16 protein-coding genes are annotated in these 13,456 nt (G+C 65.7%); 9 read left to right on the forward strand and 7 right to left on the reverse strand.

What is annotated here, in order from left to right; all coding sequences use genetic code 11:
• Nucleotides 1-339: IS5/IS1182 family transposase (locus Q319_RS0119225; protein ID WP_029484060.1), on the forward strand; the 339-nt coding region annotated here is incomplete at its 5' end.
• Here Q319_RS0119225 and Q319_RS27405 read toward each other — a convergent pair.
• The 3 genes from Q319_RS27405 to Q319_RS27975 form a co-directional block, all read right to left on the reverse strand.
• A complete protein-coding gene (locus Q319_RS27405; RefSeq protein WP_156039461.1) occupies nucleotides 334-1,302 on the reverse strand; it encodes a hypothetical protein in 969 nt (322 codons plus the stop codon). The two genes, Q319_RS0119225 and Q319_RS27405, sit on opposite strands and share 6 nt — an antisense overlap.
• 53 nt (nucleotides 1,303-1,355) lie before the next feature.
• Nucleotides 1,356-1,490, reverse strand: a complete 135-nt coding sequence (locus Q319_RS28995) for a hypothetical protein (protein ID WP_281173851.1) — start codon at nucleotides 1,488-1,490, stop codon at nucleotides 1,356-1,358.
• A gap of 80 nt (nucleotides 1,491-1,570) precedes the next feature.
• Nucleotides 1,571-1,855 carry a hypothetical protein gene (locus Q319_RS27975; protein ID WP_029484063.1) on the reverse strand — a complete coding sequence of 95 codons (285 nt, stop codon included), beginning with the start codon at nucleotides 1,853-1,855 and terminating at the stop codon, nucleotides 1,571-1,573.
• An 896-nt stretch (nucleotides 1,856-2,751) separates the two neighbouring features.
• On the opposite strand from Q319_RS27975, the gene Q319_RS27415 reads away from it, so the two are divergent.
• The 3 genes from Q319_RS27415 (at nucleotide 2,752) to Q319_RS0119260 (ending at nucleotide 5,520) form a co-directional block, all read left to right on the forward strand.
• Nucleotides 2,752-3,837 (forward strand): zinc ribbon domain-containing protein, encoded by a 1,086-nt coding sequence (locus tag Q319_RS27415; protein ID WP_029484064.1) that lies wholly within the window; start codon nucleotides 2,752-2,754, stop codon nucleotides 3,835-3,837.
• Nucleotides 3,838-3,964: 127 nt separating this feature from the next.
• Nucleotides 3,965-4,900 carry a phage NrS-1 polymerase family protein gene (locus tag Q319_RS0119255; protein ID WP_156039462.1) on the forward strand — a complete coding sequence of 312 codons (936 nt, stop codon included), beginning with the start codon at nucleotides 3,965-3,967 and terminating at the stop codon, nucleotides 4,898-4,900.
• On the forward strand, nucleotides 4,897-5,520 hold the full coding sequence (locus Q319_RS0119260; protein WP_029484066.1) for a hypothetical protein: 624 nt from the start codon (nucleotides 4,897-4,899) through the stop codon (nucleotides 5,518-5,520). The genes Q319_RS0119255 and Q319_RS0119260 overlap by 4 nt, the downstream gene beginning before the upstream one ends.
• Nucleotides 5,521-5,703: 183 nt before the next feature.
• On the opposite strand, the gene Q319_RS25780 is transcribed toward Q319_RS0119260, so the two are convergent.
• The gene (locus Q319_RS25780; protein WP_051655575.1) at nucleotides 5,704-6,360 is read right to left on the reverse strand and encodes an RES family NAD+ phosphorylase; all 657 of its coding nucleotides are present in this window, start codon (nucleotides 6,358-6,360) and stop codon (nucleotides 5,704-5,706) included.
• A gap of 44 nt (nucleotides 6,361-6,404) precedes the next feature.
• Complete coding sequence (locus Q319_RS25785) at nucleotides 6,405-6,896, reverse strand: antitoxin Xre/MbcA/ParS toxin-binding domain-containing protein (protein ID WP_051655576.1); 492 nt, start codon at nucleotides 6,894-6,896, stop codon at nucleotides 6,405-6,407.
• Nucleotides 6,897-7,604: 708 nt separating this feature from the next.
• On the opposite strand from Q319_RS25785, the gene Q319_RS0119280 reads away from it, so the two are divergent.
• The 4 genes from Q319_RS0119280 (at nucleotide 7,605) to Q319_RS0119295 (ending at nucleotide 12,260) form a co-directional block, all read left to right on the forward strand.
• Nucleotides 7,605-9,914: an ATP-binding protein gene (locus Q319_RS0119280; protein ID WP_081846180.1), complete on the forward strand. Its 2,310-nt coding sequence runs from the start codon at nucleotides 7,605-7,607 to the stop codon at nucleotides 9,912-9,914.
• 332 nt (nucleotides 9,915-10,246) lie between these two features.
• Nucleotides 10,247-10,615 carry a hypothetical protein gene (locus Q319_RS0119285; protein ID WP_029484071.1) on the forward strand — a complete coding sequence of 123 codons (369 nt, stop codon included), beginning with the start codon at nucleotides 10,247-10,249 and terminating at the stop codon, nucleotides 10,613-10,615.
• 249 nt (nucleotides 10,616-10,864) lie between these two features.
• Nucleotides 10,865-11,254, forward strand: a complete 390-nt coding sequence (locus Q319_RS0119290) for a hypothetical protein (protein ID WP_029484072.1) — start codon at nucleotides 10,865-10,867, stop codon at nucleotides 11,252-11,254.
• A 475-nt stretch (nucleotides 11,255-11,729) separates the two neighbouring features.
• Nucleotides 11,730-12,260, forward strand: coding sequence for a hypothetical protein (locus Q319_RS0119295; RefSeq protein ID WP_029484073.1), 531 nt, complete (start codon nucleotides 11,730-11,732; stop codon nucleotides 12,258-12,260).
• Between the two features lie 54 nt (nucleotides 12,261-12,314).
• On the opposite strand, the gene Q319_RS0119300 is transcribed toward Q319_RS0119295, so the two are convergent.
• Both Q319_RS0119300 and Q319_RS27420 read right to left on the reverse strand, forming a co-directional pair.
• Entirely contained in the window at nucleotides 12,315-12,803 is a 489-nt protein-coding gene (locus Q319_RS0119300) for a DUF3995 domain-containing protein (RefSeq protein WP_081846181.1), read from the reverse strand.
• Nucleotides 12,804-12,915: 112 nt separating this feature from the next.
• A complete protein-coding gene (locus Q319_RS27420) occupies nucleotides 12,916-13,071 on the reverse strand; it encodes a hypothetical protein (protein WP_156039463.1) in 156 nt (51 codons plus the stop codon).
• A 99-nt stretch (nucleotides 13,072-13,170) separates the two neighbouring features.
• Here Q319_RS27420 and Q319_RS0119310 point away from each other — a divergent pair.
• The coding region (locus Q319_RS0119310; protein WP_029484075.1) for a transposase at nucleotides 13,171-13,456 on the forward strand (286 nt) is incomplete at its 3' end.

Genomic DNA, 13,456 nt, shown 5'->3' on the forward strand with positions numbered 1-13,456 from the left:
GACCGTGATGGCGGAAAAATGACGCTGTGGTACGCACGGAGGCGCTTTGTGCGCCTCCGTCATGTCTGGGCCGATGGTGGTTATCTGGGCAAGCTGGTCACCTGGACGCTGGAAACACTGGGCTGGACATTGGAAATCATCAAACGCAGTGACAGGGCCACAGGGTTTCAGGTGCTGCCCCGTCGCTGGGTGGTGGAACGCTCATTGGCGTGGTTGACGCGCTCACGTCGGCTGAGCCGGGACTACGAAGGCCGCTGCCATACCTCCGCTTCCTGGTGCTATCTCGCCAACATTCGCCTGATGCTCCGTCGCCTCGACCCATCCGTCGAACCTTTATAAACACGCTCTCAGTGGAGGCTGCTCCGCCTCAGCAGCACCCTGACATGGTCCGGGCACCAGTCGGTAAAAGGCCGCTTCCTGGCACAGTACCTCGTATCGCGCGTTCACCTCGCCCGGCATCTCCGCTGGATTCAATTGACACACCAGCAGGTATTCCAGGAACGTCGGCTCCCCACGGTCCGCCACGGGCAACAGTCTCTCGGCATAGAAGCGGCTGTACGCCCGCCAGGCGGCGGCCAGAGACCTGCTGGGCCAGTGGGCGATCTCCGGATGATGGGCGTGCAGCTTCTGGGTGTCCTCCCTCAGCAACACACTGCGGCCATAGCGTTCCGGGTCCAAGACCAGGGACGGGCGCACCAGGTCATACAGTCCCCGCGCAAAGCAGACGACGCGCCCCTGGGCTTCCCAGCGCCGAAGCGTTCTCTGGACCTGTTGCCGGGCGTGTGCAGAACGGGAGCCGTGGACCGCTTCCGCCAGGCGGTCCACCGTCATCGGCCAGGCGGCCTGACGTGCCAGTTGCCAGTCCATATCCACCACGGCTGCTTTGGTGACCTGGCTCCGTAGAGGAAAAGACCTCAGGTCTTCTCCCTTCACACGGGGGAGTGCGTCTGAAATCGCTGATGTCAGGTTCTGCTGGCCATGTAGGAAGTGACGGGCATCATCGAGATGGATGTGGGGGGGCGCACCGCGCCCCTGGCCCTGCTGGTATGCACTCTGGAGGTGATGATGCCGGACCCAGCGCTTCAATCCCATCAGGCTCACCGCAGACAGATGGACCAGGTCAGCCAGACTGACCCAGACATATTGAGCGGCATGAGGTCCGTACAGGTGGTGGACGGCCTCGTCCAGGGTGCAGCGTAGTTCTTCGGCGACGAAGACGGGACTCAACGGTCCATAGACGCGGTGAAGTTGACGGAGATGCTCATGTGGCGGCAGTGCGCCAGGGGTGGAGTGCGAAATCAAGTTCTTAGAGTACATCCGGCAGGCTGGCCGCCGCCAGGACCAATTGCTGGGCCTCAAACCGCCCAGAGATCGCCGTCGTCGCTGGGTTCTCGTGGCCCAGGATCGTACCGATCTCGTGCAGGCTGCGTCCCGCCGCGCTCATAGCCGGGGCGCACGAAGACCCTGGCCATGTTGCTCCAGTCCTGCACGGCCGCAACCTCCTGGCCACCTCCTCCAGGGTGAGGGTGCTCTGCTTGGTCCAGCGCACCAGATGCGGCAACACTCCGCTTCAGAACGTCGGTCTCTCCCAGTCGGTGGTGTTCGATCCGTCGTCAGCAACCGTCGGCGCATCGGCACCGACCAGGTCAGCGCCCTCTGGGAGAAGGCTGTGCAGGTCCTCGGAGATCATCTTGAGGTGATCAGCCAGGGCCTGCAGCTGGTCCTGCAGCACCATCTGCCGTTCCTCGATGCCGGCGAGCGTGCGCTCCAGACCATCGAGCCGCCCCATCAGCCGCTCGACGCTGGCCGGCGGCACCGGTTCGACGAACAGGTCCAGCGCGCTCCAGGGCTTCACGGAACGGCATTCCAGGACGGTCCTGCATCAGCGTCCGCGCACGCTGCATGTCGTTGATGGTCTGGGCGTCCAGTCGACGCTCGATGGTCCGCTCGGTGAGTTGCACGTACACGTCAAGCCACTTCCGGACCGTCGAGGAATTCACGCCGAGCTCTTCGGCAAGTTCTGATCGGATCATGCTCCAACTGTAGCCAGGGGGTCTGCGGTCCATCTGGCCGCGTCCTGCTTCAGGCTGACCGCGTTGTCCAGCTGCACTGGGCTGGACATTCCGGGCCCCCAGCAGTGGTGCTGCGCTGAGGTGCGCTTGATGGAGTGGTGAACCATTGGTGGGTTGGGTGGCGTGGGGGCATTCTCATGTTCTGACGCCCAGTGCCGTCGAGACCGCAGGAACACAGGTCAGCAAAACTTTGAATGACCTAGAACTTCCGTAGCCCGGAACATTGTAGGCCGGTAGGCCCGGACTACCCGCCGCACCGCCCAGATCGGCGCCACAGAGTGGCCCCCTACGTGACCCAAGTGCGGCTTAGCCGCGCGCCGCTCTGTTGCTGCGCCAGCGTTGCGGGCCGCTCCAGCCCATGCACGGGCCATGACCTATCCCTGCACCCACCATGCGTCGCGTCGTGTGAACCCACCGCGTGACCGAGTCCAACGTCCGTCACTCCATCGCACGCACCCACCACGTGCGTGCCCTACGCCGTAACCCATCACCAGCGGTCCATGCCGGTTGAGCCCACCAGCGGTTATGTGCAGCGGCTGGGATGACATCACGGGATGGGAATGCGTGATGGGCACACCACGGGACAGATGTGCGGCTCGCGCATTACGGGACGGGACGTGCATTAGGGAGAGCAGGGACACACAGGCGACGGGCCAGGAAAGGGCAGGAGGAAAGAGAAATGCAGACAGACACAACACACAACCTGCGCGTCAGCGTGGATCAGAGCGCGCAGCTGCGCGAGCTCGTCCGCACCGGCTGGATGCGCCATACGACAGAGCCGGTCAGCGGCCTCGCGGGGGGCCGGGTGTATATCCCCGACGCCGCTGCCCTCACCCAGCAGTGCGGGTGGCACGACGAACGGTTGCAGCTGGGTGCAGTGGGGCTGCAGGCCCAGCTCTACCGGCTCCCGACGCTGGAGCAGACGCCGCTGGTGCAGACCTCACCAGGCTACGCGCAGCACCAGGACGAGAATCTGCTGACCCAAGGCCTGCTGGGGCAGCTGGGCCCGGCGCAGCAACGGACGTGGGTCCGTCAGGTGATTCAGACCACGTTCCAGGGACGGCGTGCGTTGCCAGTGGTCCTGGGCGGCGGTGGTGTGCGTTGGCTGCAGGCCGGGACGCGCCTCGTGGAGCTGGAGGGCCTGTGGTTCGCGAGTCTCACGTTCGAGATGCCGGCCGTGCAGCGCCGGGCGGGCGGCGTCGCCATCGGGATCGATGTCGGCCTGTCGCCACTCGTCACCGCGGCGGGACCGGGGGCGCTCGCCCAACTGGCCCCGCCGGCCCTGCCCGATCGCCTGCGCTGGTCAACGTTCGCCGCCCACCTCGACCTGCTGCCGCCCACCGCGCAGCGTGAGCTGCAGGGCCGGATCGAGCGGCTGCACTACGCGGCCGCCCGCCAGCGACTCGACCAGATGACGGCCTGGTTGCTGGGCCAGGCGGCGTGTGTGGGTGTGGAGCGGCTCAACTGGCGCACGTTCAGCACGGATTTTCCGGAGCGTGGCCGGGAAATGGCGATGGTGGACTGGTTGCAGAGCTGGCTGCCGCAGCGCCTGTACGCCGCAGGGGTGCGGCTGCGCCGGGTGGCGCCGTACGGCACCAGCCAGGGGTGCCACCTGTGCGGCCGCCCGGGGGCACGGACGAGCCATCAATTCTCCTGCCTGTATGGCTGCGGCGTGATGGACGCCCATGTGAATGCAGCGCACAACGTGCGTCACCGCGCCTGGGGCGGCCGTCCGTACGCGCGCCGCAAGCGGCAGCGCCGCTGATAAGGCGCTGAAGATCTAGGGCGTGGACACAGGGGGGGGGAGGTGCGGGCCCGGCCTGATGCCTGTCCCCGTTCATCAGCCCTCCTATCAGCTGAAAGAGGAAGGGCGCAGAACAGAAAGGAGCAACATGCGAAACAGAAACCATCTGGCGGCGACGCACGCCTTTTCCGGCGCCGTGCGCGGCCAGCCGTCTGGGGATGGGGGGCACCTGCCCCGTCCTCAGGACCTTGAGGTCACGCTTCCCGGGGAGGTACTGGCGCTACCGCACTGGTTGCCGTGGGTTGCGCTCCCCCGCGACAACGGTGGATTGGGGAAAGCGCCGGCGCTGCCCCGGGCAGGGCGGCTGGCTCCGGTGGACTGCCGGGGTGGGGGAATGCCGTGGCAGGAGGCACTGGAGCTTGCGCGGGGCCACCGGGCCGGCGGCGTCGGTGTGGGCCTGCCGCCATCGGCTGGCCTGGTGGCGCTGGATCTTGACGGGCCACTGACGCCCGAGAGAGCGGAGCGGCTGGAGCGGATTGACGGCTACGCCGAGACGTCGCCCTCTGGCCAGGGGGTCCACGTTTGGCTGCGTGGAACGTTGCCGCGCTCGCGGCGCGAACACCATGTCGAGTGGCTCGCTCAGGGCTTTGTGACGGTAACCGGACGGGCGCTCAAGGGGCGGGGCCGCCACCTGGGCCACCTGGAAAAGGCGGAGGCAGTGTTGGGGACGGGCAACGTTCCACGCCAGACTCAGGACACCAGCACGCAGGGACGGCGCGGCTTGACGGTCACGGATCAGGAAGTGCTGGGGTGCCTGCGGCGCGCCCGCAACGGTGACCGGGCCATGGGGCTGCTGTTCGGGTCCTGGGAGGCCCTGGGCTACGCGTCCCAGAGTGAGGCGGATTTTGCCGCCGCCAGACTGCTTCGTTTCTATACGAGGGACCCGGCGCAGATTGAGCGCCTGCTGCGCGCAAGCGCGCTGGATCGGCCCAAATACAACATCTCTAATTACTTGCAGCGCACCATCACCCGTGCCCTGGATCTGGGTGGACCAGTGCACCACACAGGAGGAGAAAAACGATGACCCACAACTACGAATTGACGCTGCGGCCGACCGTGGCACAGGCCGCGCGGCTGCACCGCATGGGCCAGGCCCAGCGGCGGCTGGAACGGGCGGCGGGCCAGGTGTGGACGCTCGCCGTCCAGACGGGCACGGAGCCTGCCGGGGCAGGGGAGACCTGGGCGGCAGCGATGGGATTGCCATGGGTGCTGATTGACGAAGTGGGCGCCCAGGCACGCGCAGCGGCGCTCGTGGGCCGTATCAATCCGCTCGTCCTGCCGCCAGCGCGCCAGCCGGCGCTGATCGGGCCTGGGTTGGTGACGCCACTGGCACCTGGCTGGGTTCAGGTGGCAGGTGTGCCGGGGCCCATCGCGGCAGGCACGGGAGATCCGCAGCAACTGCCCCGGTGGGCGCGCGAGATACTGGGGCGGGAGTACACCTCAGCGCCTGCGGGCCAGCTGGTGGCGCAGGTGCCGGCGCTCGGGCAGGCCCACCGCAAGGACTGGGCCGATATCCGGGAGGAACCGTACGGCTGGGTGCTAGAACTCAGCTTCGGCTGGAGCGAGTTCGGGCCGTGGGCGCTGAGCTGGACCGAAGCAGATGCAAACCCCCACGACGCGCAGCTGCAACTGCTGATGGGGTGAGCTGAGGAAGCGGGCGCGCAGCGCGCCCGCTCCCTTTCACTTTTTGACACAGGGGGAGGCTGCTTGATGTCCGAGTCGACGTCGACGGGCTGTGTCCAGGGTGGCGAACGTCCTGTGAGTTTTGGAGTGCTGCGAGCGGTTAGGCGCCTTGCTGGAGAGCCTTATGGGCCGCCCCCAAGCCTTTCACTGCTGTAGCACGTCTGGGCTCGGCGGCATGCGGCTGGCCACAGCCGCCTGCTGCGCCGGATCCCAGAGCAGATAGACCTGACTGGTACGGCCCACACTGCGCACGGCCCAGGGTTGGAGGAACACCACGCAAATCTTTCCAGCGTCCGGGGAGCGGACGCTCTCGTAGACGATGCCAGCCCGGTTCTGGTCACGCACCTCCTCACCCAGCGGCTGCGAATACGTGTAGGAATCGGGGTCCACGGCCAGGTGCCCGAGATAGTCCGGATCCTTCATCGCGTCATAGAAGGTGTCCTGGGCATCGCACTCGTAAACGGTGTACTCCGTGACATGCGGCGTATCTGTCAGGCCTTCGTCGATGGCCCGCGCCTTGAAGTGATGGGCGACCTCATAGACGCACGTCACCAGCTCGTCGGCGGCATACCACGCGCCGTGTCCCGGTACCGGCTCATTAAAGCGGTTGTTGCCCGCGTGTTCGAAGGCCGCCAGGACCATCTGTTCGTACGGCTGGGAGGTGACGCCCCGCCCACTGGTGACCCGGCCGTTGGTGAGGTTATCCAGGTCAAGCAGGATGTCGAACTCGTCCCGGTCGTGGGTGATGGCGCGGAGGACCGACGGTCGGGGCGTCTGCGCTTCGTACCGGGAGGGAATCAAGCGGGAAGTCCGCGCCTGGTGCGCCCGGAGCGGTGGCGGCTCCTTCAAAGGTCCACGACGGTTGCAAAGTTTGAGGCGGCTTTCCGGGCTTCGGGGGTTACGGAGAACATCCCACTGCGGTCGGCATCCAACAGTCGGCGCACTTCATACATCGCGGGGATACCGCCCCGGCTCATGTAGTCCATGGGGGTCTGCCCGGCGAAAGGATGCCGCCTGTTGGCGCGACTGACCCAGCCGTCGGCTGTGGCGTCGTCATACAGAATGTGCAGCGCCTTGTAGATGCCGACGACCAGACTCAGCCGGGTCAATTGATCCTGGGTCAGTTCAGGGCCGTTCCCTGTACGCGCGCGCTGCAAGCTGCGGGAGCTGAGGCCGAGCAGCCAGGCCTGCTGCTCCCGGTTCAGCTGCAGTTGTTCCAGCATGCGGATGCCGGCGGAAAGCCCCCGGGAGAGACGCTGGAGGGTTGCGGGATCGGTGATATCGGGAACCTGCTGGTTGAGCAGCGGCTCCCTGAGAGCGTGGGACACCCGGGACATAGAGATCTCCTTCCGAGTCGTGTCGGACTCGTGTCCGAAGAGTATACGCCTACAGTCTGATATGTGTCCCGCCGAACTGGTGAAGCTTGTGGTACGCGGCGTACTGATGTCTCGACGACTGGCAGCTGGTCTAAGCCCTTCAGCTTGAACATGGGCGCGAAAATATGCCGACTTTCCCCGTACTCAGTATATTTTAGAAGCAGGTGTGAGGGTGCAAGGACGTGCAGCAGGGCTTCGCCATGATTCTGATGGAACGGATCGATGAATGGTTCCGCCGGCGGCGCGAGTGTGAGAACACAACCAGTGCTTACGCCTGCAACCAATCTTTACTGCATTATGGTGAGTTGGAGGGGCGAGAGCGTCATGGCGATTCCTGAAAGGAGAGACAATTTTTTTGGAGTGAGCTTGCTGGAGGCCGGGTACCGCGTCACGTCTACGCATCATGCCGCAGCCCAGCCGTGCCCGTGCCACACCACATGATGCGCTCGTGGAAGCACGGTCAGAAACAAGCGTGTGGCGGCGAGTTCCGCCGCCCCATGCCCGGAGCACGACTGCTGACATGACCATTGATGTGCGGGAGCGGCCCCGGAGTCAGCCTGTGGGAGCACGGCCGCGCCCGCTGCAGCGTTTCTCGACGTCAGCACCGGCTTCCCAGTCATCTGATCCGGTCCAGCCACAACAGCCTGCCACCGGGGTCTACACTGATCTATGAACCACCGGCCGGGGTCACCGCCGGGTGCGCTCGCCCCGCTGTATGGCCGCGAGCATGACCTGCGCCAATTGCTCAAATTGCTCCAGGATGGGGTACGCCTGCTCACGCTGCGCGGTCCCGGTGGGATCGGCAAGACCGCCCTGGTCCTGCATCTGGCCCACGCCTTCCGGCAACAGAGCGTGCCCCAGTTCGATCACGTGCAGTTCATTGATCTCAGTGCCGTCCGCGAACCCGGTGGGGTCATGGGCCTGATCGCGGCGTCCCTGCCAGACCGTGGACTCCGGGGAGAACCCGAACGGTGCATCCATGACTTCGCGGCCCGCCGCCGCACCCTGCTGATCCTGGACAACTTCGAGCAACTTCTCCCTGCTGCCCCAGGACTGGGTGATCTCCTGGCCCGCACAGACACGCTGCAAATGGTGGTCACCAGCCGGGCGGCGCTGCGACTGCATGACGAGGTGGAGTACCCAGTCGAGCCACTGGGGCTGCCCCAGCGTGTCCGCGACGCCGCTTCAAGCGCGGCGGTGCAGTTGTTTGTCGCCCGCGTCCACGCCCTGAATCCCACCTTCGCGCTGAGTGAAACCAACGCCTTTCAGGTCACGCGGCTGTGCGAGGTGCTGGAGGGCGTGCCGCTGGCTCTGGAACTGGCGGCCATGCGCACCCGCAGCTACGCGCTGGGGGATCTGCTGACCCGCCTGGAACATCCGCTGGAGGTGCTCAAGGCGGACTTCCGGGACCGGCCCGAACGCCTGCGGTCCCTGCGGGCGACGGTGGAATGGAGCTATGAGCTGTTGGATGACCTCGACCGGGCAGTGTTCGAATGCTGCGCTGTGTTTAGCGGTCCGTTCAGTCCGCAAGCATTGGCCGGGGTCTGGGGATCGTCTGAAGTGCTGGAGCGCGCGGAAGCGCTGCTGGAACAGAGCCTGCTCCAACGGCTGGACACGCCGAGCACCCTGTGGAAGATGCTCCAACCTTTGCGGGAACTGGCCGTGGAACGCCTGAACGGCCACCCGCAAGAGGCCATCTGGCGAGAGCGACACGCGCGGCACTTTCTGGACATGCTCGAGGAGCTTCAACGTAACTGGCAGCACGAGACCGTGGACCGACGGGACGCCTTCCTGCCGCATTACCCGAACATCCGGTCTGGGATGGTCTGGGCCGTGGAGGGGCGCCACGCTGATCTCGCCTACCGCTATCTCGGCGCCATCGGCCGCCTGTGGTTGCCCTTCGGACTGCATGTGCAGGAGGCGCCGCTGGTGGACCGGGTGCTGGCCCTGCCCCCGCCGGCGGACCGGGGCACCCTGCTCCGGGCACTGGAAATTACTGTGGACAACCTGGGCTTCACGGGGCAGTTCCAGGCTTGCGAGGCGCGGTTACAGGAGGTTCTGGCACTGTGTGAAGCGCTGGGCGATGTGGAGAGTGCGGCCTGGGCCAGCGGCAATCTGGCCTACGTGATGCGTGACACCGGTCAGGGGGAACAGGCCTGGACCATCACCCAGGACGTCATCCGTGAGCTGCGCGAACGGGTGGGCGATCATCCACCGACCCGCAAGCAGCAGATGCTGCGGGCCAGTGTCTACCTGGGCGGCGCACTGGACCTGCTGGAAATGAACCGATATACAGACGCGCTGGATTATGCCCAGCTGGCTTGCAAGGACTTCGAGGCGGCGGTCAATCCGGTCTTCGTCCTGGAATCCAGGGTCATGGTGGGCCATTTGCTGGTGTATATGAACCGCCTGCCAGAGGCACGCCCCCTGCTGCTGTCCTGCCTGCACGACGCGGTGGCCCGGGGGTTCCGGGGGATGATCGACTCTACTCTGCGTCTGGGACTGACCCTGATCGCGGCTGAGCAGCGTGAATGGACAACGCTGATCCAGTTCGCAGCGTTCGTGAATGATCCCGACTGGGGCCGCTCGCAGAATTTGCCGGACCGCCGCTTGCGTCAGGATATGGCCCTGGCCAGGCAGGCGCTGGGCGAGACGGCGTATCAGCAGGCCTGGACGACAGGACTTCACCTGCAGGTGGCGGACGTGGTGGAACTGGCTGAGCGACTGGTTCAGGTGCTGATCTCGAAGGCCGCCCATCCTGAGTTGACGCCACGCGAAGTGGAGGTGCTGGCTCTGGTGGCTCAGGGCCACCCAGACCGAAAAGTGGCGCGTCTTCTCAACATCAGTCCCGGCACCGCGAGCAAGCACGTGGGTAACCTGCTGGGCAAGCTGGGCCTGCACAACCGTGTGGAACTGGCCCGCTGGGCCATCGCGCATGGTCTGGCGGACAGGGCAACGCCCGGGCCGCCCCCGCCGTGAGAGACCCGGCCTTGCGGCTGGACACGCCAGCGTCAGCCTGCCCGGGCCGGACGCCCGGCAGCTTTGTTCTCCCGTGCCTTCCGGCCACGGACTGGAGCCTACCGGATTCTGTCAGGGTCACCTGACTGCACCGTACCCAGTCCTGGCGATGTGCTTTGTCCCGGGAACGCGCACCCTGAAGGCATCAGCCCAGCGCTGATCTACGGCAGGAGCGGGGCACCACGCTCCCCGGATGTGCGGCAACGGTCCACTCCGTCTCTCTTCGCGCCGTCCCTGGTTCCGTCTGGAACGAGAGGCGCGGCGGCAGGTCTGGCCTGCCCTGGAGGATCACCATGCCCACCCTTCATACCTTCGTCCGCCGTACCTCGGCTGTGCTGCTGACCCTGGCCCTGCTGGGGGTGCCCAGCGCCCTTGCCCGGCAGGCGGACACACTGGGGACCCAGCTCAGCGCCATGTCCGGCACCGGGCTGATGGGAAGCGAATCCCAGCAGCGTATGGGTGCCCTGGACCTGGTGCTCCGCAAGGCGGGCTACCGCCTCGTGCGCTCGCAGCTGGTTGACGGCACCATGATCGCGCGCTGGTCCCATCCGGAGCGCCGCACGTCAGTACTGGTCTTCGCGGGCTGGCAGGAGTCCGGCAACGCGTTCTCTGCGACTGAACTGACTGGCCTGATGCGCTGGAATGCACCTCTCGCATTCTGAGCGGCAGACACGGCGCGCACCGCTGGCACGTGAGCAAGGCGTGGAGCGCCCGATCTCGCGGCCTTACCGAACGGCCGTCTGTTCTGGACCCGCCATGCCGGAGCACACGAACCCACCGTGGACGACAGGAGCCCAGCACCACGCTCCCCGGATGTCCGGCAGCGGTCCACTCTTTCTCTCCGCGCCGTCTCTGGTTCCGTCTGGAACGGGAGGCGCGGCGGCAGGCCTGGCCTGCCCTGGAGGACCTTCATGTCCACGCTTAAGACGGCAGTCCGCCCTACCTCGTCCGCGCTGGTCCTGCTGGTCCTGCTGGCCTTTCCCGGTACCCTGGCCATCAGGCAAACTCCTGGTCCACCCGACACCCTGGCCACCCAGGTGAGCGCCATGTCCGCAACAGGGCTGAAGCTCGCCGAGTGCGAGCAGCGCATGCAGACCCTGGGGACCATGCTGAGCCGGGCGGGGTACGTCTCCAGACGCGCCCACGTGGGCGCGGACACCGTCATGACCAGCTTGTGGTACCACCCACAGCATCACACGTCCGTTGTGGCGTTCTCGGGGTTGCGGGCGTCGGACAACGCCTTCTCAGCAGCCGAGATGGCCGGCGAGGTGCGCTGGAACGAACTCCTGGCCACGCCCTGATCTGCTGTATGGCGAGGCTCGCTCCAGAACTTCAAGCCCATCCCTGACAGCTTCCAACTCGCGGCACTCTGGCTGCCCAGCCATTCGTTCTGGAGCCTGTCACCCGGGTCACGTCCACGCTCAGCAGTTCTGCCAACAAGGCGGTCTTCTCTCACGCCCTGTCTGCCCTGGAAGCTGTTGATTCCCTGAGGACTCTGCCAAAAAAAGAGTCTGATCGAAGACAATCTCCGGAAGCATTGACCGCAACGGACGAACCTCGGGGGCTTGCCCGCTGCGAGAGCCCATGGCGCAACCGACCGGAGCCTGTAAAGCAGTGTGACCTGCACACCAGGGGAACCATGCGAATGCGATTCTGACGGCTGCTCTGTCCGCCTTGCCCTGCACCAGCCCGGCGTCGGCGGCGCCGGTGCCCGACCCGTCGAAAGCCAGTGCTTTCGGCGGATGGCCTGCCACGCAGGTCCACAGGAGATCACCCATGAACACCCGCGCCATTGCCGCGGCCCTCACCCTGAGCGCGCTCACCGCCTGTGGAAGCACCAACCTCCCCGTTGGGTCAGCGCCACCTGCCCTGAGCGCCCTGAGAGTCAACAACATCCAGATCTCGGGGACTGCGGTCTACGACGTGAGCGGGAGCACTTGCCCGGCCCCTCCCAGCGGCTATGCCGACTTCGTGAGCTATCCGGGGCTCGTTCTGAGCGGCAGCTTGCAGGGCTGCTGGTACACGAAGGTCGACGCCTCCAGGACGACACCGAGCGGTGTCTACCTGGAAACCGGGAGGGAAGTCTTCGTCGGCCGCCTGAATGGCGGACCGATCGGCGTGTTCGCGACGACCTATAAATTCGAGTCCAAGTTCTCCGGGAGCACGGAAATCTTTGGACGTTGCCAGCATCCCCTGGTGGCGGGCAGCGGAACCGGCGGTTTCGCGGGTGGCACCGGGCGCGTCGACATCAAGGACATCGTGGCTGATGGAAGCTACGTCTATCGGGGTCACATCAGCACCCGGTGACCGATGGGCTCGGGGCTGGTGTAAAAGTGGCTCGCCATTGGCGAGCCATACTTTTCAACACGAATGCTGCTTTGCGCACTGGCAGGCCCCGAATGACACCCTCGCCGCCGACCAATTCTGGCCCCTGCACCTGAACGCCAGCACACCGTACAGGGCGGCCAGCACCAGGCACAGCGGGGTGTACAGCCGCGCATCGTTGCGGGCAAACGGACTGTCCCCAGCTTGCCGGGTCAGGCCAACCTTGCGCCCATCCCCGACGGCCCGCAGCAGGAACACCAGGGTGGTCAGGCGCAGCGGCCAGCGCATCCGGGGAGAGTGGGCGTCCAGGGCGGCCGCGCTCATGCACGCCAGCCCGGCCGCCACACCCAGCGTCATCATGGGAGACGGCGTGAACGCCGGCGCTCCGCTGTCTGCCTCAGGCAGGGCCGCCGTCAGACCCACCGTTCCACCTGCGGCCCAGTACACATGCACCGCGGCGATGGTTCCCGTGAGCAGGGCGGCTCCGATGGAGACGGCACGGTAGGCAGTCGAAGGTCTGGTCATGGGCACATCACACCCTGCCCAGGGCTGCAAAATGTCCCCATGCCGCGCTCCAGCCGACACCTGGAGCGCGGCATGGGGACACAGGGAAGGCACTGCTGCCCTGCCTCCGCCGTCAGCCCAACACGATCTCGCTGAACAGCGCCATCTGCACTGCCACGTCGGCCTGCTGCGAATTCAGGGCCGGCCGTCCGCAGTCCCCGAAGGCCAGGCGGCCCCGCGCCGCCTCGTGGCAACAGACCTGCGCGACCGTTTCGCGCAGCCGGGCCATGCTCAGCCTGGCCCCGGGCAGCTTTTCCTCAGTTCGACTTTGTCCATTTTTTCAGGCGGCGCTGAGAGAAATCTCAGCGCCGCCTGAAACCATTTGGAGATGTTCAAAGTCCCAAAATGGTTCACCGATGTTATCGCCCCTTTTGCCGAGATGTTTACCCAGCCCACCTGGATCACTGCTCAAACCTTGCTTGTCGGGTCCATCCTTGCCACCCGCAAGCGCACCATCTCTGCCCTCCTGACCTTGCTCGGCCTGAGTGATGAAACCGGATTCTCCAGATTCCATCACTTTCTCAGCCGGGCCATCTGGTTTCCATTGCAGGGCAGCCGCATTCTCTTGAGTCAATTGCTGGAAGCCTTTGTTCCTGATGGACCGGTGTTCATTG

The organism is Deinococcus marmoris DSM 12784 (assembly GCF_000701405.1).
Lineage (GTDB): Bacteria > Deinococcota > Deinococci > Deinococcales > Deinococcaceae > Deinococcus > Deinococcus marmoris.

Coding starts and splice junctions, on each gene's coding strand:
- Q319_RS27415 (WP_029484064.1), top strand. CDS start 2,752: ATGCAGACAGACACAACACACAACCTGCGCGTCAGCGTGGATCAGAGC.
- Q319_RS0119255 (WP_156039462.1), top strand. CDS start 3,965: ATGCGAAACAGAAACCATCTGGCGGCGACGCACGCCTTTTCCGGCGCC.
- Q319_RS0119260 (WP_029484066.1), top strand. CDS start 4,897: ATGACCCACAACTACGAATTGACGCTGCGGCCGACCGTGGCACAGGCC.
- Q319_RS25785 (WP_051655576.1), bottom strand. CDS start 6,896: ATGTCCCGGGTGTCCCACGCTCTCAGGGAGCCGCTGCTCAACCAGCAG.
- Q319_RS0119280 (WP_081846180.1), top strand. CDS start 7,605: ATGAACCACCGGCCGGGGTCACCGCCGGGTGCGCTCGCCCCGCTGTAT.
- Q319_RS0119285 (WP_029484071.1), top strand. CDS start 10,247: ATGCCCACCCTTCATACCTTCGTCCGCCGTACCTCGGCTGTGCTGCTG.
- Q319_RS0119290 (WP_029484072.1), top strand. CDS start 10,865: ATGTCCACGCTTAAGACGGCAGTCCGCCCTACCTCGTCCGCGCTGGTC.
- Q319_RS0119295 (WP_029484073.1), top strand. CDS start 11,730: ATGAACACCCGCGCCATTGCCGCGGCCCTCACCCTGAGCGCGCTCACC.
- Q319_RS0119300 (WP_081846181.1), bottom strand. CDS start 12,803: ATGACCAGACCTTCGACTGCCTACCGTGCCGTCTCCATCGGAGCCGCC.
- Q319_RS27420 (WP_156039463.1), bottom strand. CDS start 13,071: ATGGCCCGGCTGCGCGAAACGGTCGCGCAGGTCTGTTGCCACGAGGCG.